Source organism: Sporosarcina sp. P34 (genome assembly GCF_002743375.1).
In the GTDB taxonomy this organism is placed as follows: domain Bacteria; phylum Bacillota; class Bacilli; order Bacillales_A; family Planococcaceae; genus Sporosarcina.
Window position 1 is genome coordinate 173,296 of the sequence record NZ_PDZC01000004.1, and the last position, 21,127, is coordinate 194,422.

A 21,127-nucleotide genomic window follows, 5' to 3' on the forward strand; every position below is an offset into this window, starting at 1 on the left:
ATTTAAAAGTACGCACTTAAAAGTGGTATAGTATACAAAAAGATACTAAAGGAGTAATTAGCATGGATATAGAACCAGAATTATGTCGTGTAGAAGATGCTTTAGCCATACTAGTCGGGAAATGGAAACCCATTATCTTATTGCATTTATTGAAGAACGGTACCCAAAGATTCGGTGAATTAAAACGAAGAATGCCTGGAATCACGCAAAAAATGCTCACTAATCAATTACGTGAGTTAGAAAACGAGGATATTATACAGCGTGTTGTCTATCCACAAGTTCCTCCTAAAGTGGAATATTCGATTACTGAATACGGTAAGAGCCTGGAACCAATCTTACACGCAATGCATGAATGGGGAACAAAGCATACATTGCATAAAGGACAAAAAACGAACGAAAGAATGAGTAAATAAAAAGTTGCCTTAATTGGCAGCTTTTTAAAATTACATTTATTGTTTAAACTTAGCTGAACACCTTTAACTAACCTGCCTTGTTATTTTAAAATGCTTATTCGGTTATCGCGCCCTTTTACTTAATTACTCCAACTCACGAGTTAGAGCCGAATGAGATAATATTGATTGTTACAATCAAAAATACAACGATAAAAATCGATGATAGTAAAGTATAATTGCAATTAAACTTTTAGGTAGGTTAGTGCGATTTTTTCCAAGGAAAAATTTCATGGCTTTTTCTTACTCTCCTGTAACAATTGAGATTCTCCCGTTCGCTCCCAAGATTCCACAGTTTCATATGCTTGCTTAGGTGAATACCCTTTGCCCACAAGTACTCCCATCAAGATAAATTCTTGAAAAATATGTGTTAAATTGATACCCCTTTTTACATCTTCTTGTGCCTCTTTGACCAAAAACTCTGTGTACCTAATCCAATCATCAGGCGTTTTTTCGATAGTTGATTCACTTTGCACAAGACGATTCGTACGATTTTCCGTGTAGAGAAAATTATACTTTGTAGCATGCTTAAGTTCATCAGTTAATATTTCAAATACTACATCTCGATTTTGACGATCCGGTAGACCTTTTCGTATTTCTCTATACTTTTCTACTGCTTTTAACTCGCCAAAAAGAGCTTGCTGAATTCCGTCTACATAGGATGCTGGTTTCTTAAAACTCTCTTCAGTTACGTCCAGTACTTCTTGACCAGTAAAATCTTTATACATTTTCTTAAACATTATATTATGTCTAATCTCATCATCTCGAATGGATGAGATTATTTCTTTATCTTCCTGCGTCGGAGCAACGGATATTAAATATTCATAAAAAAGCCGGTCTTCCTTTTCTCCTTGAACTGCCTCAAATATCAATGTTAATGACTTTTGTAATGCTTCCGGATTATATCCTTGATACATACTGTTCCCTAAATAGTACACATTTGTCCCCCTTAAATATATTTTCATTCTTATCGTATGGGATGAATTATGAATTGGTTACTGGTAGCCTATCTATTCTTAAGGTGCCTCTAAAAGTAAATCAAAGACAATAAAGATAGTAGATGAAAAGGATAAAATGAATTTTGCCATTTCGAACTGCTGTTGAAAAGTGGAATTCAATCTCTGACCGGGCTTGTATTCACTCAACACACGAGGTAAACACAAAGCTATTTCCAGGAGGGATTAAACTTCATGACTCAAGAAAAGCCGGTTGCCTTGAGAGGCAACCGGCACTTCTTCAATCGCACCCGATAACAGTAATTGCTATTTTTTCTTAATGGAATCCCTGCTCATTAAATAATAAGCAGTGCCAGCTATAAATAACCCAGTGCTAAGCCACATTGCTATACCGTTCCACTCAGCATTAAACAATGTAATATTTGTTAGGTTCACAAAATAAAGTGCAATTAAAATAAAGTACAGTCCCATTATCTCTTTCATTTTCACACCCCTCAAATGGCCCGTTTAAGTGATCTGGCATCAATTTTTTATACTACAATCGCGCCCGTTACCGAGACTGTAGTATTAACTCGTTGATTTCCGTTTCAGGCGGACGCTTTCCGCGGGCATGGCCTGAGCCTCCTCGTCGCTACGCTCCTGCGGGGTCTCAAGGCTCATGCTATTCCCGCAGGAGTCGCCGCCTTACACTACAATTAACTAAGTATCTACTCTTAAAACTATTCAGAAACCGCGCTCGATTGCGATAATTACTATACTGATTTACTTCGAACAAATCCATTTGTATTTAACTTAAACCAAGGAACTTTACTTTTTACCTTCCTTTGCTTTTCGCTTTGTATAAATAACATGAATAGCATTTCCAATTGTTACAATTATTGCTGCCGTTAATATACCAAGTACCCAATATATATTTAAAATATTAAAATCAAATATTAAAAACAAAATGGTTGCTACAATAAACGCTCCCCAACCTCCGATAGCCCAACGCCATGAATGGTCTTTATTAAATAGCATAATAATCCCCCTTGCTTGTAATACAATCTGGCCCGTTTGTGTTATTTGACGTGATCTCCTGTTAAGCAATCGAACTCCGAATGTGGAAGTAATAGTATCTCTAATTTTCATTGAATTCCAAAGAAACCTTGTCTATTTGTATATTGGGGTTTACAGCTAATAATGAATGTATAAATTCACTTTCATTTTTTGGAGATATATTTATCACATCATATTTACCATAAAGAATCTCCAACCTGTCAACGGATAGGGCGGGCGCTGTAAATGGACTTTTTGTTCTGCTGATTTTTTTGATCTCTTTGATATGTATTTTACTTTTAATCGGTCCAAATTTTAATTTCAGCAATTCCCCCTCAACCTTATAACCTGTTCCAAACCAAATCCATAATAACAAAGTTAGAATGGATGCACCTATGATATAACCAGGTACACTTTTATAGGTGATTAGTTGCCAGCCAACAGGTTCTCCACCGAAAATGTAAATTAAAATTATGAAAAGAATAAAACCCCAAATGATTAAGAAAAACCAAATGTCTTTCTTGGTTGGAAAATACAATCGTATCACCTCTATTTAGAAACCTATTTCATTAAATGGACCGTTAGTTGAACAAATATTATTGTTTATTTTTGATTTCTTCTAAAAGAGAAATCATCTTATCATTTTGTTCAATAACTGTTTGATTCTGTTTTCTAATTTTTGCAAAGTCGAATACAAATACTATTAAAACCAAGATTAAAAAAAATAACACGTTTTCCCCTCATTTCTATACCAGCAATTCATTTTATTTTTCAAAAATCGTGTAGTTGCCCTTTTATACTCGACATCACCTTAAACTTATCTACTTTTATTCAATCACATTAAATTTGTTGATACACAATTTGGACCTCTTGCGGGAAAACAGTTATGCCATAAGATGTGTTATAAAATATAGAAAACCATATGACCCTAGCGAACCAATACTTATTACTAAAACCATAACCGATAAGATTAAGGGTCTGTAATCTGACCATTCCTTTGAATTAAAGAGGAAAACAAGGGATACACATAGACTGGCGATAAAAAAGATAGGCCACAAAATATTTAATGTGAAACTTTCAAAATTAATAAGGTAATTAGCTATATACATTATGTTTATTAAAAGCAGTATAGTTAAAATCATTTTTTTCAAGTTAACACCCCTAATCACTGTGAATCCTTACCCTTTGGCTTTGATACTTTCTTTCACACTCGCCCACTGTTCCTTGGTAACACTGAACATGACAGTGTGACGAATTGTTCCGTCTATCCGGATCATGTGATTGCGAAGAACGCCTTCTCTTATAGCACCAATGCGTTCAATTGCTCGTTGGGAACGAATATTTTTATGATCGGTTTTCAGTTGGACACGATTCATTTGTAATTCTTCAAAGCAATGAGTAAACAGCAAATATTTACATTCCGTGTTAATGGGAGTTTGCCAAAATTCAGGATGTAGCCAAGTGTTTCCAATTTCCAAACGCTTATGTACCAAAGCAATATCCATCAATCTAGTTGAACCGATGATTTTGTTTGATTCATTATGGATAATAACAAATGGGTACTCACTCCCAAGCTCTTTTGCACTGAGAGCTGCTTGAATGTAATTTTCCATGTCGAATCGGGTCTTCATTGAATTCGTCATGTGCGTCCATATTCGCTCATCTTGCGCAACACCATAAAGAGCTTCCACATCATCTTTTTTCATCGGTCTCAGCGTAACTTGAACTCCTTGCAATAAAATCTCATTCATAACGTATCCTCCAGATTTAGTAGTAGCATATATTGACTCTATTATTAATTACTGATTTACATTATTATCAAATTTAACAAGTTAATTAAAAGTTTGATAATCTATAAGACAATCGTATGAACCTATTCTAAATTACTTATTCTAGCCATAGTACCCACGCTAGAACCAATCCAAGCCGCGATAAATGGTAAGAGGTTATAAAATTGTAGCGATTCGGAGCTAGTGTTTAGAGTAATGGTGAATACTGTGAACATACTGCTTGCGATGCTGAGAATAACAACCTCAGTTATCTTTTTTCTCTTCCATCGCTTCTTTCCCCAACGATCTCTATCAAAAGCCTGGACAAGCTTATTTGTTTTGGTGCCCGTTGTTTTTTCTGTTATGAGAATATAGAGTGCGTGTACAGCAAAAACCATAATAGTACGAAAGGTAATGTCAAGAAAACAGAAAGTGGCCATTCTGCTTTTACATAAAGAACAGACAGGATAAATATCACCAACATTACCATACTGAATTGTACCAATTGCTTTTTCTTAAGTTGCTTTACTTCTTGTATATCCCATTCCGATACATCCACTTTATCCCCCCTTAAACGTTGTATTCTATTTTTCTCTACTATCCAAAATTCATCTAGCTGTGACTATGATCTACTTAGTGAGTGCAAATAAAGCTTGTACTTACAATTGCACCGCACCCGATCGTTAAAGGACTTTAAACTATCACGTATCTTTAACCAATTACTTTAGTCAATTAAAAGGCATACGGTACTATGTTCCAAATGAGATAAATGGCAATGATTATATGGAGTAAAACGCCCACACTTAGTCTTAGATGGATGTTGAAGCCTTTAAGAATGTTGCTATATAAGTAATACAACCCAAAAAGAACAAATGCATAGACGACAGGTATTCCGACGCTAAACAGTAATTTACCCGTGTCTGAAATATCTCCTGGCGGTGCGTCGGCGGCATAGAATAAAATGCCACTTATCATATAAGTTAAAAAAAACTCAACACAATAGGTGACTATGGCTGCCATTAGAAAGTAGGCCCCATAAGCAATCGGTTGTTTCATGAATGCCCCCCTCTGATAGAACCCATCTATTATAACGATTTGGCCCCAGTGCGATATAGACGCAATCTCTTATCAAACCTTGCATTATATTTACTACGCAAGTAATCTCTAAACTTATGCTAATCAACTAAAAAATCACTTCCAGTTTGGTACATATGGATTGGGTCTGTCTTCGCTTCACCCTTGTTGAAATAATGCCTGTCTGGAAGTATATTTATTCCACTGTAAGAGTGACGCAATGTTTACCTTCGTTAAAATTTTTAATCTCTACTTAAATGTTAATTATTTACTTGGCACTTAACCCTTTTACAGCTGTGCTAACGATATGGTAAATATCTACAACAAACTTACCAATTTCATTTTGTATTCTCTTTGTCCCCATTAAAAATTCCTTTACCTTCTCTTCTGTCCACAATACTAAAAAACTTCATCTTTGAACTGCATCCAATTACTGCCTCGTGTTTAGAACTTTTGAATAAAATACGGACCGAGACAATTGTTTTCATGCGTTATAATAAATGTCCATTTACCTTCCCAATCCATTACGTACAGATCTCTATAATCCAGGTCTCCCTCTTCGTCATACGGTAAATCATGTACTTTGAGATTTTCTTCGTTTTGAACTAAGAATCCATCATGTATAAATTGATAAAAATTGTACATTTATGCTTTTTTAGTCTCTCAAATGCCTTTACTGCCTCCTCTTTTTCAAGACATACCGTTTTTTCATAACTACATAAATGCCAAAGAAATGAATTCATGTATATTTCCTTTTGTTCATCATGTGTTAGATGCCCAGCAAAGTTTTCAAGCCATTTCCCTCGTAAATAGCGCCCCCAATTTGGTATTTCTAATACTTTTAAATCGGTATTCTCCATTTTTCAACCTATCTTTCTTCAATTCTTTTTCGCTAACCGACCCGATTGAGAATATGCGTGAACCCTAAACTTATAATTCTTGAATCATTTCTACTCTGTTCCCAAACGGATCTCTAAATTCAAAGCGGTCATAACCTGGAATTGGTACGCCTTCAATGATTTGAATAGAATGTTGCTCTAACACGCCTTTCCAATGTAAAACATCCTCTACCAGATAAGCTAAATGCGCTTTTGTCGTTAAGCGGTTAAAACCGTCTTCTGTGCCTACGTGAACCTCTCTGTCTCCGACTTTCAACCAGAATCCTCCACGACCAGTAAGTGAGTCGGGCTTTTCTACTTCTTTCAATCCCAATACATCACAATAAAAATGCTTACCTTCCTCTTCTGCATTTTTCGGAATCGTGATCTGTGCATGATGCAATCCAAGAATCACTTACCTCTCCCCCTTTGTATCGATAACATTACCTATCGAACAATCTGGTCAAATTACTAGCTCGTTCACGCCCCTAAATCAGATAACCATTGACGAAGTTTTGCTTTAGGGTAGTATATTTTATTATTAATAACTACGCGTGGTATGTTTGGATATTCTTGAATCAAGTGTTTCGCATCTTCTTTGGAAATCCCCATGAAGTAATGAACATGATTTTCCCTTATCAATTCGTGTTCATCATCATCGCTAAAGATTTCGCTGATACTATCTTTAGCATTCGGATTTTTAAAATTTTTGAGCCCATCTCCTATAAAATATCCAGCTGCAGCAATTCCTAATCCAATCCAAATTAAATCAAATTCCATTTCATTATCCCCCTATTTTTTCCAACGTGCTGTATGTAGGTAAGTGGTCCTTGTATAGATCAAACGCAATTCCTTAACTGAGGCATGTATATTTCCTATCATTCCAACACTTTTGCAGCTTTACAATCTCGTATGATAATTGACTATGACTATCCTTTTCTATTTAATTAATGGAGTGTTAGTATTCCCATGAACAACAGCAATCCACCTACTAGATGCATGGATTTATTACCTTGATCTCCCAAACTGTCAATCGTGACGGATAGCATAACTCCGCCTAGTGCCACCGTTAAAATTAGTACTACCTTTTTCCACAAGCCAATTATCCCCTACTAGTTGAGTCTTTAACACTTCATATGTTTGCTGTGTCCAGTCCTCATTCAACAACTGCACCTGATAATCGAATATAATGTTAGTGACCACTAGCCATCACGTAATTAATCCTTTACCGCCCTAATATCTTTTATTGAATTCCTAGTAATGGAGTCTTCTTTTGATACCTGATGGCCTTCTACAAGTGATATATAATACTCCTCATTCGATAATGGATAGAAGTTTTGATTCTCTTGTGTTTTTTCAAAATAGATGGTGTACTTGTGTTTCGAATTGGTCTTTAACTCCCAACTTCCCCCTAGCTCCATCACTACATTTGCTGATATTCTATTGGCCGTGTAGCCTTTTTTATCTTCTAGCAATTCAGCTACGAAATAATTGTTTTTATTTTGTTCAATCACTAATACTTCCATTTCGTCTGTTGTAGTGATCAAGTCAATACTTCCTTTAATTCCATCGCTTTGAATCAGATCTTCCAAAGCAGCTTCTGGTGTTGGGAAATAATTTGTATTATTCTCTTCAGTGCAAGCAGATAAGAGTAAAAGGCTAGTCATTAGTAAAGCACCTATAAAATGTTTGATGATATTCGCCTCCTTCTAATCCCTTATTCGTTTGTAGAAGTAAAACCACACGATGAGAATAATCCAAGTTATCACAGGTAATACCGATGGAACCATTCTCGGCAAGTCAGTAAAACTACTAAGGCTTACTTGTACAAGTAAAGTTGAACTAACAAGTAGAAACAGCACGCTCAAAAACTTGGCGTTTATTTTAATTCCGTCACTCATTTACTTCAGCTTTTCCCGTTTAATAAAATGGCCCTATTACTGAATAGGGTGCAGATCCCTTATACAAGGATCACCCCCGTTTATGGATTTTCTTTTCTGTCTTTATCCTTTATTGCCTTTATAGTCTCAGGGATGACGACAAAGACTAGTATTCCACCCATCATGGTTAAATAGGTGTCTAGACTTATTACTTTCGTTAAGAAAAGCGAGAGCATAACGGCAAGTATGAATATTCGCCAGTAAAAGAGAGATTTCTTTTTCATCAAAACACCCCCATTTCTCTGCAAAATGGCCCGATTATGGAAAATCCTTATTCAGTTATCGCACCCTATTGCGAGAAAAAAGTTAACCCATAAGATGTGTTATAAAATATAGAAAACCATATGACCCTAGCGAACCAATACTAATTACTAAAACCATAACCGATAAGATTAAAGGTTTGTGATCTGACCTTTCCTTTGAATTAAAGAGGAAAATAAGGGATACACCTATACTGGCGATAAAAAAGATCAGCCACAAAATATTTAATGTGAAACTTTCAAAATTAATAAGGTAATTAGCTATATACAATATGTTTATGAAAAGCAGTATAGTTAAAATCATTTTTTTCAAAATAACACCCCTAATCACCTAGATTATCTTTCCAATTCACTCGACAACCTGGCCCGATTGTGGAAAATACTTATTTAGTTATCGCGTCTATTTATGGAATTACCAAAGGGGCTCATCTTTTCCACTTAATTTAATTTTAGAAATAATAAACGGAACAAATAGTAGACTTAACCATCCCAAAGTTAATAACCTCTGCGATTCAGCAGAGATGTATTGTCTGTCACCACAATGGGGACAGTCTTTTCCCTTCTTTGAAAATCCAAGAGCGATTATGTCTTTGGCATTCCACTTGTAATTACAGTTAGTGCAACGTGGCATGATGATCCCCTCCTCTTCTTCATTACCCTATATTCAGAAAATGGCCCGTTTGCGATATTAGGGCGATTACTCGTGCAGCAAACGCCTCCGTTTATTGCACATATTTATTGTCAGGAGATTTCGATTCGCCTTTAAGAAATAATACAGAAATTAACATAATTATGCCTATAATCCCTACTATGAATTCAGCGATGTAAAAGTCAGAATCTCTTATTAAACGAATAAGAAATCCTCCACCAAAGATTATTGTCATACTCATACCAAGAATTAGAAATGCAGTTTTCATTACTTCCCCTCCAAGCATAAATTATTTCGCAAAATGGCCCTATTACTTAATAGGGTGCAGGTCCCTTATACAAGAATCGCGCCCTATTCTTGTATAAACCTATTCACTCGCGGTCTTTTCACCATATATATTTTCCATAACGTAAAAAACAAAAAGTATTATGAGAATCACAATTGGAGTTGTACTATGCTCCATTAACCCGAAGTACGGCAATATTAAAGACAGAAGTATGAATGTTGTCGCTACCAATCGTACGATAATAAGGTTTTTAGGATGTTTATTAGTATCCAACTTACTCTCCCCTTTTCTAACAATCTGGTCCGATTGCGATATAGTCGCGATCACTTGTGCAACAATCGCGCCAGATTCAGGTATAACGCAATGTGTCATTGCAGCCGCATCCGAAAACTAAAGAAGACACTCACTATAAAATAATAAATCGCCAATATGCCTAAGGTGTCCGTTAACACTTCCCCTAGCTCAATGCCTCTGAAAACATATTTCCATAAGAATGAGATAATCATGAAAAATATTGGAAACAGTACAAAGAAACCTAAGAAGTACGTCCTTTGTTTTGTCATTTTATCTCCTCCTTATTCTGTAAAATGACCCAATTGAGGCATAATTCTTATTCAAATCAGAATCATTCAACTGTCCGATGACTTCTTTTGCTGATAGGTTTTCTATCGGTAGAGAAGGATAATAGGATTTATTTACAACGATCCACATAGCTACCATAACTACAAGTACCGCTACGATCATGCCAATCCATTTCATACGCGGTCACCCATTCCCACAAACTGTCGAGAGACATTCACCACGCTGAGACATTCACTTCTTCCCAACCGAAGCTCTAGCCTCAACCATCTTGCTCCGACTTTTCCCGATCTTCTCGTTCGAGAATATATCTCTCGTATGCATCCTTCACGCCATCGTACGCATCCACTGGAACGGTATATTGATGTATTTCCTTCAACAACCAAAACGACCTAAAAATCACTCCGACGATGATAGCGGCTAGCATATACCAACCTATAGGTCCCGTAAACGCCAAAATTCCTAAAACTCCCGCCACTAAAATACACCCTACCAACTTCATACCATCTCTCCTCGTACTCCGCATGTGGCGACAAATTTTCCGCCACTATGATTTCTTCTGTGTCATAATCCAATCAGCTGGAAATGTGTTTCTTCATCATTTTTAAAAACTTGCATATATTCATACGTTCGATCCAAAGTAATGTTGTATAATTTATACTCGTCTTCTGTCGGTTCATCATTCTCCTGCAAGTAAATCTGAATAGAGTCCTCATTCGTTTTAATCTCCATATCGCCAAATCCTTTGCCGCTATCCAGGAAATCTTGATTTAGATACAAATATCGTTTTACTTCCGTTTCATTGAACATATAAATGCCATTTCCCTCAGGATCTTCAGATGTTTCTATACCGTCAATGAAACTTTTCACATCTGCATTGACTTGGTCGATGGTCACTTCAGAATAGGATAATTGCTTCTCCCCACACCCTACCAACACACCCACAACCATCAACAACACGAATAATTTCCTCACTTTATATACATCCCCTTTCAAGTTAATTCCATAAACCTTGCATAAATACTTCCGATAAATATATCACTATTTCCAAATATTACATACCCATTTTCTATTCTACAATAAAAATCTGCGATATGCGTGATAATTCACAATTGTGCATACATATATGTTAAAATAGAATAAGAGTCACATTCTCTTTCTTAAAAAGTACATTATTTTTTACTATAAGGAGGAATTGCAAATGACTAAAGATGACAGACAAGAGATTATCAGAAAGAACGAAATGCGGTCGAAGGAAATTTCCAAAATGATTGGCGAAGGCGGAATCGGTGCGGAAAAGTATTATGATATTAGGAAAAAAACATCTACTGAAGATACTCCAGAAGAACATAAAGAGAATATATCTGACGACAATAAATAATCTAGTTGCTTACTGCACAATTCCATAGTACAACCAACGCACTGCTTTCCGATTACATGGAAAGTGGCGCGTTATTTTGCGGGAACACATAAAAGAATTCCGTAGTACACTACGGGGTTCGGTAGGTAGGGAGAAAACACGAAAACGTAACCCAATTAACAATCCATTTAACGTATGATTTGCAACTGAATTGACAGTAGAAAAAACAATAAAAAATGCTCAGGCATAGAAACCTGAGCATTTTTTATTTCATCTCTTTTATATTTTTAGTTGTGGGAGTCACTGGCACTCGACGATAAGATATCCACTACTTAAAAAGTGGTTGGTTTAAATAACCCCTAAGTGGATGGTCCCTGAAGATGCTTTGTATTATAGAATTATACTGTATAGAATGAAGAAATGTATTTCTAAAAAGGAGGAAGGCGTAAAGGTGTTCCTTATTGCATCAATGATTCTTGTAGTCATTATTTTAGCGGTCGGGTTAATTATGACCATATCCACTGCTAATTCTATGAATAAAGATTATAGTAGTAAAAAAAGTTTTTCCAATTTGCTGTGGATTTATGTTTTATCACTCCCAGTTATTGTTATATTGACTCTTGTATCTATATTTATATTTTATTAACAACGGTGGACGGTTCGAGTCCTGTGAAGAGACATTTTTTTTCAAATCTCAGGAACCGTCTACGCCCACTGAAAAAGTTCGTATTTTACTAATACATTCTGTAGATTCTACCCTGTTGACTCTTTGACTGAGGGATGGATGATTCATCATCGTTCCCTGATTGATGTGGTTGACGTTACAGTACGACAACCACATCATTCAGGGAACAAATGTGGCAGCCAAAAATTTATTGGCATTCTTCAAATATTATCCCCTAAAACTTCTTAGCGCGTAGGCGAACCTTGAAATACCTTCTGTTATGGAAGCTCCGTTACCTTTACCATAAGTAAATCGAACGTATCCATTCTTTGAACCCATTAGTCTCCCAGGTACAAATGAAACACCATGTTTCATAGATTCTTCAAGTAATGTATATTCATCTATTTCGTGATGTATTTTACACCATAAATGAATTCCGCCTTGTGGCACTACATATGTAACCTCATTTTTAGTTAAACTGTCCAATGCTAACATTAACGCATCCCTGCGCTCCCTTAGTTGAATCCTTAAATTTGAAACATGTTTGTCAAATTGAGGGGAATCTAGAAATTGATTCGCTATCCATTGAGGAAAAACACTATGACCGAAGTCTATTTGCTGTTTGCCGTCTGATAAACGCGCTATCACTTTTTCTGGTCCAATAATCCAACCAATGCGTAATCCCGAAGCAACCACTTTTGATAAGGAACTAATGTATAAAACATTTTCATTATCGTCCATTGACTTTAATGTGGGTCCGATATCGCCATCGAATGACGTCAAATTATACGGGTCATCCTCAATTATGGGAATACCGTACGTTGACGATAATTCCATTATTCTCTTTCGACGTTCTAGCGACATTTTTGTGCCGGTAGGATTTTGATAATCAGGATTTAAAAAAAGTATACGAATCCGATGTTTTCTTTGTAAAGCGACAATATCATCGGGATTTACGCCATATTGATCAACTGGGAGTAATAGCGTTTTAATACCAAATGATTGAAAGATCGGTAAAGAGAAGGCGTAGGATGGATCTTCAATAGCTACGGTATCACCTGGTTTTAACAGGCACTGAACGATTAGGTGGATGGCTTGCTGAGCGCCCGATGTAATGAGTATGGAGTTTGGCTCAACTTCCATATTTTTATAGGTTTTTACATGTTGACAAATGGTCTCCCGTAATCCCACATCTCCTAAAGGATGATCGTATCCTAAATATGCATCAAACGCATACTCCTTAAGAATCCTAGCGAATTGGCCGTTGGGTTGTAAATCTGCTGCAAGTTCTCCGCTAGATAGGTTAATCATTCCTTCTTGTTCCGTTTCATTGCGAAGTTTCTGTACCAGAGGAAGATTCGGAAGAAATGATCCATCCTCCACGTATCTACCCCAATTCGGAACTCTTTTATGCGTTAGTCCCCATATATCCGTATTGATATACGTGCCGCTTCCTTTTTTTCTGACAATTAATCCACTCGCCTCTAACTCATCATAAGCCGTCACAACTGTACTCCGATTGATCTCTAACGTTTTCGCTAACTCACGTTCAGATGGCAATGGCTGGTCTTGAGATAAATCTCCCGATAGTATCCCATGCTCTATTTGTTCCGCAAGTTGCCTATACATCGGTTTTTTTATAGAACGGTCTAGCATAAATTGCATGAAACTCCACCCCCTATTTATATGTTTTCAATATATTAAATTTCGTCGTATGCTCGTAGTGAAATAGTACATGTTCGTATATCATCCCTCACTATAGTCCGTTACTCCGAGCTTATTCCCCTTCGTTACTTGTAGTATTTGGTTCAACATGAACGTGAACATCATATACATCGTTTTTTTCTTTTAATGTTTTTTCAACTAAGGTGGAAATGTCATGTGCTTGTTTGAGACTTAAGTTTGGTTGAACCAGAATTACAATATCAACTACTGCATTATTACCGTAATACCTACCTTTAATATCTTTGACTTTTTGAACATCTTTTATAGTTTGAATGGTTTGTTTATACATTTCAATTTGATTTTCATCAAAACCATCACTTAAATCATGAGAAGCTTCTCTGAAAATATCCCATGCTGTTTTACAAATAAGAAATCCTACTGCTAATGCAGTCAAAGTATCAAGCCATGGCATATGTAACTGTGATCCGAATATGCCTATAGCAGTGCCGATACTGACCCAGGCGTCTGAAATATTGTCTTTGGCAGCTGCCATGACAGCTTGGCTGTTTATTTTTAACGCTAATTTTTTATTGTATCGATAAACAAAGTACATGACTATAAAGGAAAAGATACCGACATATCCTGCCATGATATCTGGCGATTCCTTTCCTCCCTGAAAAAAGGAAGTGGCTGTGCTAATTAAAACTTGTATACCCACTGCCATCATAATGAAAGAGGCAACCAGTGATGCGATGGTTTCACTTTTCCAATGGCCATATTTATGATTTTTATCTGCGGGTTTCCTCGATAATTTTAGTCCGATCAAGACAGCAATCGATGCTATAATGTCCGTTGAATTATTTAAACCATCTGCTTTAAGGGCTTCAGAGTCGCTCAGATACCCTATAAATAATTTTAAAATGGATAGACATATATAAGCAACTATACTGAGATAGGCTCCTCTTTCACCTAATTTCAAATTATGATACCTTTGTTCTTCCAAAACATACAACTCCTTATCCTAGAGATTTATCAGAGACGATGTTATTCAAGATGAAAAATCGCCTTCAGACAACTTGAACCTTTGATTATGTCTAGGCAAAGGTTCATTTTTTTGAAGAAGTATATTTTATTGATACATTTCTTTTTATCTTCCCACCATCTGGTGTCCCCAGTATCTTCAATCAATCTCTTACATAAGCGCGCCTCATTTTTGAAGATATAACCAATGCTACACGAACTTTGAAGGCTCATTTAGCCATGATTTCAGATATTCAATGAACTTTTTCGTAGAAGGTGCAAGGGTTTTAAAAGATGAAACCGCAATACCAATTGTTCGGTAATTTTCTCCCTCTAGTTTAATGGCTCGAACAGTAGTTGGAATCCGATGTAAAACCATTTCAGGAAGTATACTGATTCCCATCCCGTTTCCGACCATTGCAATAATTGCCTGGTCATCTGTCAGTTCGAATTTTATAGTAGCTGCAACATGGTGTTCTTTTAAAATTCTTATTAAATCGTTATCACTCCCTTTTCTCGACTTGATGAGTGGCTCCTCTTTGATCATTTCAAAACTAATTTCATTTTGTTCGGCAAGAGGGTGCTCTTCTGAAAGAATACAGAGCATTCGATCTTTTCTTAAGGGAATGACTTCAAATTGTTGCGAAGTCGGCAGGGACACAAACCCAAAATCAACCAAGCCAGTTGCGATCCAATGCTCGATATCGTCATAATCCCCCTCCATCAATTTGATTTCAATAGAAGGATAATGGTCAGTAAATTTTTTTAAGATTTCAGGTAGCCAGTGAACAGACACGCTAGAAATCGTTCCAATACGTACTGTACCAATTTCCAACCCATTGATACTGGCTATTTCTTGACCCAACTCTTCGTTCCATTTTAGTATTTCACGTATGTAAGTTAATATGCGCTCTCCGTTACTGGTCAATTGAATACCTGAACGGTCTCGATTGAGTAAGGTAAATCCCCATTCTGATTCAAGGCTGGCTATAGCATGACTCACAGCCGATTGGCTTAAACCGATTGTTTCACCCGCTTTTGTTAGGCTCCCTAATTCCACTACTGTACTGAATATCTCAAACTTCACTAGAGACACTTTGACCCCTCCTATTGCATGAAAATCATTCATGTCATTCTTCACAAACATTCATTTTTCTAATCTTCAGTTTACAGCTATACTTATAAACAATCAATTCGTGATGGGATAGGTGATCAAAATGAATCGGAATACGTTGTCCGGGGTAGTACATGGGATAGGATCGGATACTCAATTAAAGGCAAATTTTATGATGCTGATTGTGACGATGCTCTGGGGTTCGTCCTATTTGTTTACGAAAATAGGTCTTGATTCTATTCAAGAATTTAACCTGATAGCCTTACGTTTTGGCATAGCCTTTATATTAGCCGGCGCCGTATTCTACAAGCGGTTAATACGTGTAGATCTCAAAACAGTGTTTTATGGATTTCTACTAGGGTCCATCTTGTTCGTATTATTTACTTTTGTGACGATCGGATTAAAATTCACGTCTATTTCAAATGCAGGATTTTTATTCAGCCTTTCCGTTGTATTTGTTCCCTTGTTACTAGCCATTCTATTTAGAAAAAAACCTGAAAACAAAGTGGTGTTTGGTGTCGGTATCGCCATTACCGGGATTGCTCTATTGACGTTAGGTAACGAATTGACGATCAATTCCGGAGACTTCCTCATCATTTTAGGTGCACTATTTTATGCCATTCTCATCATTGTGACAGACAAGTTGACGAAAAACGTTGATTCGATCGCACTCGGGATTTTACAACTCGGCTTTACCGGGGCATGGGGGCTGCTATTTTCATTATTTCTCGAGAGGCCACATCTTCCTAACACAACAGAATCATGGGTTTCTATACTGGCTTTAAGCATACTTTGCAGTGCCATTGGATTTATTGGTCAAGCATGCGCACAAAAGTATACTACACCCACACATACAGGTCTTATATTTTCATTAGAACCCGTTTTCGCAGCATTATTTGCTTTTATTTTCGTACAGGAAACACTACAAGCCAAAGGATATGTAGGGGCTATTCTTATCTTACTAGGCATCTTAACCGCTAAGTTTACTGTGAAACAGCCTGTTAGAAAAAGATTCAACCAAACAGTTGATGGTTCTGAAGTCTAGCCTACTATCCATGATCACCATGGTGAAGGGTAAGCAATGGCATGTACTGATTCATTGCAACTAGACAATGTTGCAACTTGACATGGAGCCTCTGCGGGCATGAGTACCAAGCCAAGAAGCCAGCTACATCAAGGGTTGGCTTTGCCTACAGAGGCTATCATGCCCATCACTCCATGTAAAGTTGCAACGCCGAGTTTGCTTGCAATACTATGTTCTTTTATTTTGCGTTATACAGTACCTTTAAAAGAAAAATAAGCACTATTCTTTATTACAGAACAGCACCCGATTGTGGAATACGAAAAAAGTATTTTATTACTACACAAATGTAAAGATTATGTAAATGATTAGTTTTATATTGAAATTAATCAGAGCGTAACGTTCGCTTACCCCATTTTAATACTCTGTCACCTTCACATTAACAAATAACACTTTAATCTGTACTACCCATAAATAAATACAATGACAGGCATCAATTGTTTATCATTGCTTTACGTATATGAAAATGAACCTTATATACTAAATAATAAAAGCACTGAAATTTAAAAAACCTAAACTTCGAGTTCTTAGAATACTCTAGTTTAGGATGGCCATGAGATAAATCCACGGCCTGTTTTTTACCTATTCACCAGTTTTAGCGAAGCGTTCAATCCTTGCTCCGATTTTATCACGTACCCGCTGGAAAAATGCCCATACCTCTTCATCTGTTCCTTCTGCTTTTGCAGGGTCATCAAATCCCCAATGAGCTCTTTTGATATGAGGTGGTGTCATCGGGCACTTGTCAGCAGCATCTCCGCAAAGCGTGACGACAAAATCTGCATTATTTAGGATTTGGGAATCAATAATATCCGAAGTTTGATCCGAAATATCGACACCAGCCTCTTTCATTGCTTTCACAGCATTTGGATTGACGCCGTGGGCTTCAATTCCTGCACTGTAAACTTCCCATTCTTCACCAAGATACTTTTTGCCCCATCCTTCAGCCATTTGGCTACGACATGAGTTACCTGTACATAAGAAATATAGTGTTTTTTTCGACATAATGAAAATCTCCTTTTTTGTGTTTTAATGTATGAATGAGAGCCATAAATACAGTCCGATTAGTGTAATCAAGAGGGTAGGGATTGTTAAGATAATACCGGTTTTAAAATAAGTACCCCAAGATATCTTTACACCTTTTTGAGACAAAACATGCAGCCATAATAAAGTAGCTAAAGACCCGATTGGCGTAATTTTCGGACCTAAATCCGACCCAATGACATTCGCATAGATCAAAGCTTCGCGGATAGGTCCTGTTGTATCAGTATCCGCAATAGCCAATGCGTTGATCATGACGGTTGGCATATTATTCATGATAGACGATAAAATCGCGGCAATAAAGCCCATTGAAATCGTACCTACAAACAAACCTTGATCTGCAGCCAACTGAATGACATCTCCGAGCACGCTCGTTAGACCAACATTCCGTAATCCGTAGACAACTACGTACATCCCTATCGAGAAAAATACGATGGCCCAAGGCGCTCCTTTAAGTACTTGCCTCGTTTGAACAGCAGGACTTCTTTGTGCCATGAACATAAAGAATATAGCCATGATACCTGCAACTATCGACACAGGAAGCCCCGTGAATCCACTAGAGAAATACCCGATAAGCAATATACCTAATACTACCCATGACAGCCGGAACATCTTGATATCTTTTATAGCATCCGTTGGTTGTTTTAAATCTGATACTTTATAATCCCTTGGTATACTTTTACGGAAAAATAGCAGCAATACTACAATACTCGCGACTAATGCAAATAAATTCGGTACTATCATCCGGGATGCATATTCCACAAAGCCGATGCCAAAAAAGTCTGCTGAAACAATATTGACTAAGTTACTTACGACTAATGGTAACGAAGTTGTATCTGCAATAAAACCACTGGCAATAATAAATGGAAAAATCATCTTTTCATTAAAATTCAAATTTCGTACCATTGCAAGGACAATCGGCGTTAAGATTAGCGCAGCGCCGTCGTTTGCGAACAAAGCAGCAACGATCGCTCCAAGAATGCTGACATACACAAACATCCGAATACCGCTACCTTTGGCTAATCTCGCCATATGTAGCGCGGACCACTCGAAAAATCCGATTTCATCTAAAATCAATGAAATGATTATAATGGCAATGAAGGCAAGTGTAGCATTCCAAACAATCCCTGTTACATCTATAACGTCTTGAAAATTAACTACGCCTACTAATAAAGCAATTATTGCCCCAATACAAGCCGACCATCCAATTGACAAATTTCTAGGCTGCCAAATAACGAATATGAGTGTAACTACGAAAATCAATGATGCAGTAATAACTGAAACCAATATACTATTTCCTCCCTACTCACAACAAACGCGAAGCCCTTGTACCTCTAGTTCAGTGATTGATTCATTCTGATTCGGAAGATGCTCAAGGATGCTTTTAATAAAAGGATAGTCCTCATGACTTTCATTAATCGAGAAGAAAATCCATTGCCCTCTGCGTTCTTCTTTCACTAACTCAATATCTCTAAGTTTACGCAAGTGCTGGCTGATTGCCGGCTGACTCATCTTAAAAATCTCAACGAATTCACACACACAGCATTCATGTGACTTGAGTAACTTCATCATCGTTAAACGTGTTGGATCTCCAAGCAACTTTAATAGTTGTGATGCTCGTTGCAGATCAATTGTTGCTGTTGCATTCATGTATAATCCCTCCACTTCAACATCAGTATATAACTATATGCTTATACACGCAAGTGTGATTAGCTTTCCCATAAAAAGCTTTTTTACACTTAAAGTGCTGCTTGATGACAGCCCTTTTGAATATATGTTTTCTCAGATTCCATTGCATCCTTAAAAAAATCGATCGGAAATCGTCGTTTGCTCGAAGCTTAATTGACGGTTAACTATATAGCCGTACCCGTCGTTGTATGGCTTCTATCAAAGCTATTACCAGAATATCGACCATTATTATTCGGGGTTTACTTAGTATTGCTGACACCTTGTATAGATTATAGATTACCTCTTGTGTTCACATCTCTTGGTCGGAGAAATGAAAAGCCTTTTACTTATGGCAACTCCTATTTTTCTGTAACTCTTTAACAATCTGGCCTTTTTGTTAAACGCTAGATCGGAAATCACGCCTGATTACGGAAGAAACTTAACTGAAATACAAGCAATAATTAATGGATTGTTTTATATTAATATATAGTGAATTTTTAAGTGAGGGAATACTTATTGGGAACATTAGATAAACTACAAACCTTTATCATACTAATCGCTGTTGGTTTAGGTCTTTTATTAGGACAAGTGGATACTATTGAACAACATGCAGAAAATCTCATCACTCCGTTTCTATTGTTAATGCTGTATGGATTGTTTTTAACAATTCCTTTACAACAATTTAAAATAGCTTTTTCAAATATTAAATTCCTTGGAGCAAATACAATCATTAATTTTATATGGACACCAGTATTAGCTTGGGGTTTAGGATCCATTTTCTTATTTGATTACCTAGCTTTATGGATTGGTTTTATCATGCTTATGGTGACACCTTGTACAGATTGGTATCTAGCGTTTACTGGCATAGCAAAAGGGAATGTATCTCTTTCAACATCCGTTTTACCGATTAATTTAATTCTACAAGTCGTACTTTTACCAGTATATTTGCTACTATTTGCCGGAACTATTCAATCGATACCGATATCAACGCTTATAGAAAGTATAGTGATTGTATTAGTTATTCCATTTGCACTTGCTCATCTTACACGATTTTTATTAAGAAAAAAGTCTGTTTTAAACAACAAGATTATTCCCTTTTTCGGCAATGCACAAATTTTATTTTTATCATTGGCTATTATGGCAATGTTTGCTTCCCAAGGCTCCTACTTACTTAGAAACTTAGAAGTCGTTTACATTTTAATTATTCCAGTTTTGTTATTTTTTATTATTAACTATGTAGTTGGACGGTTTGTTGGAAGGCTTTTAAATTTTTCCTATGAGGATTCGGTTAGCTTAAATATGACGATTATTGCTAGGAATTCACCAGTGTCGTTGGCTATAGCTGTTACAGCATTTCCAGATCAGCCTCTTATTGCCTTAGCTTTAGTTATTGGACCTTTGATTGAATTACCTGTACTTGCCATTGTGTCTCAACTATTACTTTTCACAAGAAAAAAGAATAAAAATAAAGGTTATCCTGTTTAGTCAGAAGGATAACCTTTATCTTTTGTTCCACAATCTGGCCCGATTGTTGAATAAACTTCCCTGTATTTAATTGTGTGTAGAACAATCTGTACAATAAATTTTGCCCTCATTTTTCAAATACGCTTTTATTTCTACCATGCCGGCATATTGTGGAACT

Annotated in this window: 28 protein-coding genes and 2 pseudogenes; 5 read left to right on the forward strand and 25 right to left on the reverse strand. The window is 36.6% G+C overall.

The genetic code is table 11. From position 1 onward, the window contains the following. The first annotated feature begins 62 nt into the window (after positions 1–62). Positions 63–413 (forward strand): winged helix-turn-helix transcriptional regulator, encoded by a 351-nt coding sequence (locus CSV63_RS09015; protein WP_099695542.1) that lies wholly within the window; start codon positions 63–65, stop codon positions 411–413. Positions 414–679: 266 nt separating this feature from the next. On the opposite strand, the gene CSV63_RS16755 is transcribed toward CSV63_RS09015, so the two are convergent. The 19 genes and pseudogenes from CSV63_RS16755 to CSV63_RS09110 form a co-directional block, all read right to left on the reverse strand. Continuing rightward, the gene (locus tag CSV63_RS16755; protein ID WP_233192018.1) at positions 680–1,387 is read right to left on the reverse strand and encodes a ferritin-like domain-containing protein; all 708 of its coding nucleotides are present in this window, start codon (positions 1,385–1,387) and stop codon (positions 680–682) included. A gap of 324 nt (positions 1,388–1,711) precedes the next feature. Continuing rightward, positions 1,712–1,888, reverse strand: coding sequence for a hypothetical protein (locus tag CSV63_RS16630; protein ID WP_199203635.1), 177 nt, complete (start codon positions 1,886–1,888; stop codon positions 1,712–1,714). Between the two features lie 324 nt (positions 1,889–2,212). Next, on the reverse strand, positions 2,213–2,422 hold the full coding sequence (locus CSV63_RS09025) for a hypothetical protein (protein ID WP_099695543.1): 210 nt from the start codon (positions 2,420–2,422) through the stop codon (positions 2,213–2,215). 100 nt (positions 2,423–2,522) lie between these two features. Continuing rightward, positions 2,523–2,978, reverse strand: coding sequence for a PH domain-containing protein (locus CSV63_RS09030; protein WP_158233939.1), 456 nt, complete (start codon positions 2,976–2,978; stop codon positions 2,523–2,525). A 640-nt stretch (positions 2,979–3,618) separates the two neighbouring features. Continuing rightward, a complete protein-coding gene (locus tag CSV63_RS09035) occupies positions 3,619–4,191 on the reverse strand; it encodes a GNAT family N-acetyltransferase (RefSeq protein WP_099695545.1) in 573 nt (190 codons plus the stop codon). A 379-nt stretch (positions 4,192–4,570) separates the two neighbouring features. Next, positions 4,571–4,768 carry a hypothetical protein gene (locus tag CSV63_RS16345; RefSeq protein ID WP_143565390.1) on the reverse strand — a complete coding sequence of 66 codons (198 nt, stop codon included), beginning with the start codon at positions 4,766–4,768 and terminating at the stop codon, positions 4,571–4,573. A gap of 173 nt (positions 4,769–4,941) precedes the next feature. Continuing rightward, positions 4,942–5,265, reverse strand: coding sequence for a hypothetical protein (locus CSV63_RS09045; protein WP_099695547.1), 324 nt, complete (start codon positions 5,263–5,265; stop codon positions 4,942–4,944). A gap of 462 nt (positions 5,266–5,727) precedes the next feature. Next, a pseudogene (locus CSV63_RS09050) lies at positions 5,728–6,143 on the reverse strand (DUF4275 family protein). A 70-nt stretch (positions 6,144–6,213) separates the two neighbouring features. Beyond that, positions 6,214–6,576, reverse strand: a complete 363-nt coding sequence (locus tag CSV63_RS09055; protein WP_099695548.1) for a VOC family protein — start codon at positions 6,574–6,576, stop codon at positions 6,214–6,216. Between the two features lie 65 nt (positions 6,577–6,641). Further along, the gene (locus CSV63_RS09060) at positions 6,642–6,941 is read right to left on the reverse strand and encodes a DNA-binding protein (RefSeq protein WP_099695549.1); all 300 of its coding nucleotides are present in this window, start codon (positions 6,939–6,941) and stop codon (positions 6,642–6,644) included. A 167-nt stretch (positions 6,942–7,108) separates the two neighbouring features. Next, positions 7,109–7,258: a hypothetical protein gene (locus CSV63_RS16495; protein ID WP_158233940.1), complete on the reverse strand. Its 150-nt coding sequence runs from the start codon at positions 7,256–7,258 to the stop codon at positions 7,109–7,111. Between the two features lie 120 nt (positions 7,259–7,378). Beyond that, complete coding sequence (locus CSV63_RS09065; protein WP_099695550.1) at positions 7,379–7,828, reverse strand: hypothetical protein; 450 nt, start codon at positions 7,826–7,828, stop codon at positions 7,379–7,381. Positions 7,829–8,142: 314 nt separating this feature from the next. Beyond that, entirely contained in the window at positions 8,143–8,325 is a 183-nt protein-coding gene (locus CSV63_RS09070) for a hypothetical protein (RefSeq protein ID WP_099695551.1), read from the reverse strand. A 448-nt stretch (positions 8,326–8,773) separates the two neighbouring features. After that, on the reverse strand, positions 8,774–8,992 hold the full coding sequence (locus tag CSV63_RS09080; RefSeq protein ID WP_099695553.1) for a TIGR04104 family putative zinc finger protein: 219 nt from the start codon (positions 8,990–8,992) through the stop codon (positions 8,774–8,776). Positions 8,993–9,083: 91 nt separating this feature from the next. After that, a complete protein-coding gene (locus CSV63_RS09085) occupies positions 9,084–9,278 on the reverse strand; it encodes a hypothetical protein (protein WP_099695554.1) in 195 nt (64 codons plus the stop codon). A gap of 386 nt (positions 9,279–9,664) precedes the next feature. Continuing rightward, entirely contained in the window at positions 9,665–9,859 is a 195-nt protein-coding gene (locus CSV63_RS09095) for a hypothetical protein (RefSeq protein WP_099695556.1), read from the reverse strand. A gap of 1 nt (position 9,860) precedes the next feature. Continuing rightward, complete coding sequence (locus CSV63_RS09100; RefSeq protein ID WP_099695557.1) at positions 9,861–10,055, reverse strand: hypothetical protein; 195 nt, start codon at positions 10,053–10,055, stop codon at positions 9,861–9,863. A gap of 82 nt (positions 10,056–10,137) precedes the next feature. Beyond that, entirely contained in the window at positions 10,138–10,377 is a 240-nt protein-coding gene (locus CSV63_RS09105) for an ATP-dependent Lon protease (RefSeq protein ID WP_099695558.1), read from the reverse strand. Between the two features lie 62 nt (positions 10,378–10,439). Further along, entirely contained in the window at positions 10,440–10,850 is a 411-nt protein-coding gene (locus CSV63_RS09110) for a hypothetical protein (protein WP_099695559.1), read from the reverse strand. A gap of 226 nt (positions 10,851–11,076) precedes the next feature. Between CSV63_RS09110 and CSV63_RS09115 the strand changes: the two genes are divergently transcribed. Beyond that, positions 11,077–11,256, forward strand: a complete 180-nt coding sequence (locus CSV63_RS09115) for a hypothetical protein (RefSeq protein ID WP_099695560.1) — start codon at positions 11,077–11,079, stop codon at positions 11,254–11,256. 871 nt (positions 11,257–12,127) lie between these two features. Here the strand turns inward: CSV63_RS09115 and pdxR are convergent. From pdxR to CSV63_RS09135, 3 genes are all read right to left on the reverse strand, one after another. Further along, positions 12,128–13,564, reverse strand: a complete 1,437-nt coding sequence (gene pdxR, locus CSV63_RS09125; protein WP_099695562.1) for a MocR-like pyridoxine biosynthesis transcription factor PdxR — start codon at positions 13,562–13,564, stop codon at positions 12,128–12,130. 112 nt (positions 13,565–13,676) lie between these two features. Next, positions 13,677–14,567: a cation diffusion facilitator family transporter gene (locus tag CSV63_RS09130; RefSeq protein WP_099695563.1), complete on the reverse strand. Its 891-nt coding sequence runs from the start codon at positions 14,565–14,567 to the stop codon at positions 13,677–13,679. 228 nt (positions 14,568–14,795) lie between these two features. Continuing rightward, on the reverse strand, positions 14,796–15,680 hold the full coding sequence (locus tag CSV63_RS09135; protein WP_099695564.1) for a LysR family transcriptional regulator: 885 nt from the start codon (positions 15,678–15,680) through the stop codon (positions 14,796–14,798). A gap of 121 nt (positions 15,681–15,801) precedes the next feature. Between CSV63_RS09135 and CSV63_RS09140 the strand changes: the two genes are divergently transcribed. Next, entirely contained in the window at positions 15,802–16,743 is a 942-nt protein-coding gene (locus tag CSV63_RS09140) for a DMT family transporter (protein WP_099695565.1), read from the forward strand. Positions 16,744–17,361: 618 nt separating this feature from the next. Here the strand turns inward: CSV63_RS09140 and arsC are convergent. Genes arsC through CSV63_RS09155 form a run of 3 tightly spaced genes read right to left on the reverse strand, consistent with a single transcriptional unit; the run spans position 17,362 to position 19,467 of the window. Beyond that, positions 17,362–17,781, reverse strand: a complete 420-nt coding sequence (arsC, locus tag CSV63_RS09145; RefSeq protein WP_099695566.1) for an arsenate reductase (thioredoxin) — start codon at positions 17,779–17,781, stop codon at positions 17,362–17,364. A gap of 24 nt (positions 17,782–17,805) precedes the next feature. Next, complete coding sequence (locus CSV63_RS09150; protein WP_099695567.1) at positions 17,806–19,104, reverse strand: arsenic transporter; 1,299 nt, start codon at positions 19,102–19,104, stop codon at positions 17,806–17,808. Between the two features lie 15 nt (positions 19,105–19,119). Next, complete coding sequence (locus CSV63_RS09155) at positions 19,120–19,467, reverse strand: ArsR/SmtB family transcription factor (protein WP_099695568.1); 348 nt, start codon at positions 19,465–19,467, stop codon at positions 19,120–19,122. Positions 19,468–19,591: 124 nt separating this feature from the next. Between CSV63_RS09155 and CSV63_RS16760 the strand changes: the two are divergent. Both CSV63_RS16760 and CSV63_RS09165 read left to right on the forward strand, forming a co-directional pair. Continuing rightward, positions 19,592–19,849: pseudogene (locus tag CSV63_RS16760) on the forward strand (arsenic resistance protein); the annotation flags it as partial. A gap of 152 nt (positions 19,850–20,001) precedes the next feature. Continuing rightward, positions 20,002–20,970, forward strand: coding sequence for an arsenic resistance protein (locus CSV63_RS09165; RefSeq protein WP_099695569.1), 969 nt, complete (start codon positions 20,002–20,004; stop codon positions 20,968–20,970). Positions 20,971–21,127: the final 157 nt, after the last annotated feature.

Excerpts from the sequence above, each read along its gene's own strand:
- CSV63_RS09045 (WP_099695547.1), bottom strand. The coding sequence starts at position 5,265 with ATGAAACAACCGATTGCTTATGGGGCCTACTTTCTAATGGCAGCCATA.
- CSV63_RS09080 (WP_099695553.1), bottom strand. The coding sequence starts at position 8,992 with ATGCCACGTTGCACTAACTGTAATTACAAGTGGAATGCCAAAGACATA.
- CSV63_RS09115 (WP_099695560.1), top strand. The coding sequence starts at position 11,077 with ATGACTAAAGATGACAGACAAGAGATTATCAGAAAGAACGAAATGCGG.
- CSV63_RS09065 (WP_099695550.1), bottom strand. The coding sequence starts at position 7,828 with ATGACTAGCCTTTTACTCTTATCTGCTTGCACTGAAGAGAATAATACA.
- CSV63_RS09105 (WP_099695558.1), bottom strand. The coding sequence starts at position 10,377 with ATGAAGTTGGTAGGGTGTATTTTAGTGGCGGGAGTTTTAGGAATTTTG.
- CSV63_RS09070 (WP_099695551.1), bottom strand. The coding sequence starts at position 8,325 with ATGAAAAAGAAATCTCTCTTTTACTGGCGAATATTCATACTTGCCGTT.
- pdxR (WP_099695562.1), bottom strand. The coding sequence starts at position 13,564 with ATGCAATTTATGCTAGACCGTTCTATAAAAAAACCGATGTATAGGCAA.
- CSV63_RS09025 (WP_099695543.1), bottom strand. The coding sequence starts at position 2,422 with ATGCTATTTAATAAAGACCATTCATGGCGTTGGGCTATCGGAGGTTGG.
- CSV63_RS09035 (WP_099695545.1), bottom strand. The coding sequence starts at position 4,191 with ATGAATGAGATTTTATTGCAAGGAGTTCAAGTTACGCTGAGACCGATG.
- CSV63_RS09095 (WP_099695556.1), bottom strand. The coding sequence starts at position 9,859 with ATGACAAAACAAAGGACGTACTTCTTAGGTTTCTTTGTACTGTTTCCA.
- arsC (WP_099695566.1), bottom strand. The coding sequence starts at position 17,781 with ATGTCGAAAAAAACACTATATTTCTTATGTACAGGTAACTCATGTCGT.
- CSV63_RS16630 (WP_199203635.1), bottom strand. The coding sequence starts at position 1,888 with ATGAAAGAGATAATGGGACTGTACTTTATTTTAATTGCACTTTATTTT.
- CSV63_RS09100 (WP_099695557.1), bottom strand. The coding sequence starts at position 10,055 with ATGAAATGGATTGGCATGATCGTAGCGGTACTTGTAGTTATGGTAGCT.
- CSV63_RS09015 (WP_099695542.1), top strand. The coding sequence starts at position 63 with ATGGATATAGAACCAGAATTATGTCGTGTAGAAGATGCTTTAGCCATA.
- CSV63_RS09140 (WP_099695565.1), top strand. The coding sequence starts at position 15,802 with ATGAATCGGAATACGTTGTCCGGGGTAGTACATGGGATAGGATCGGAT.
- CSV63_RS09085 (WP_099695554.1), bottom strand. The coding sequence starts at position 9,278 with ATGAAAACTGCATTTCTAATTCTTGGTATGAGTATGACAATAATCTTT.
- CSV63_RS09060 (WP_099695549.1), bottom strand. The coding sequence starts at position 6,941 with ATGGAATTTGATTTAATTTGGATTGGATTAGGAATTGCTGCAGCTGGA.
- CSV63_RS09155 (WP_099695568.1), bottom strand. The coding sequence starts at position 19,467 with ATGAATGCAACAGCAACAATTGATCTGCAACGAGCATCACAACTATTA.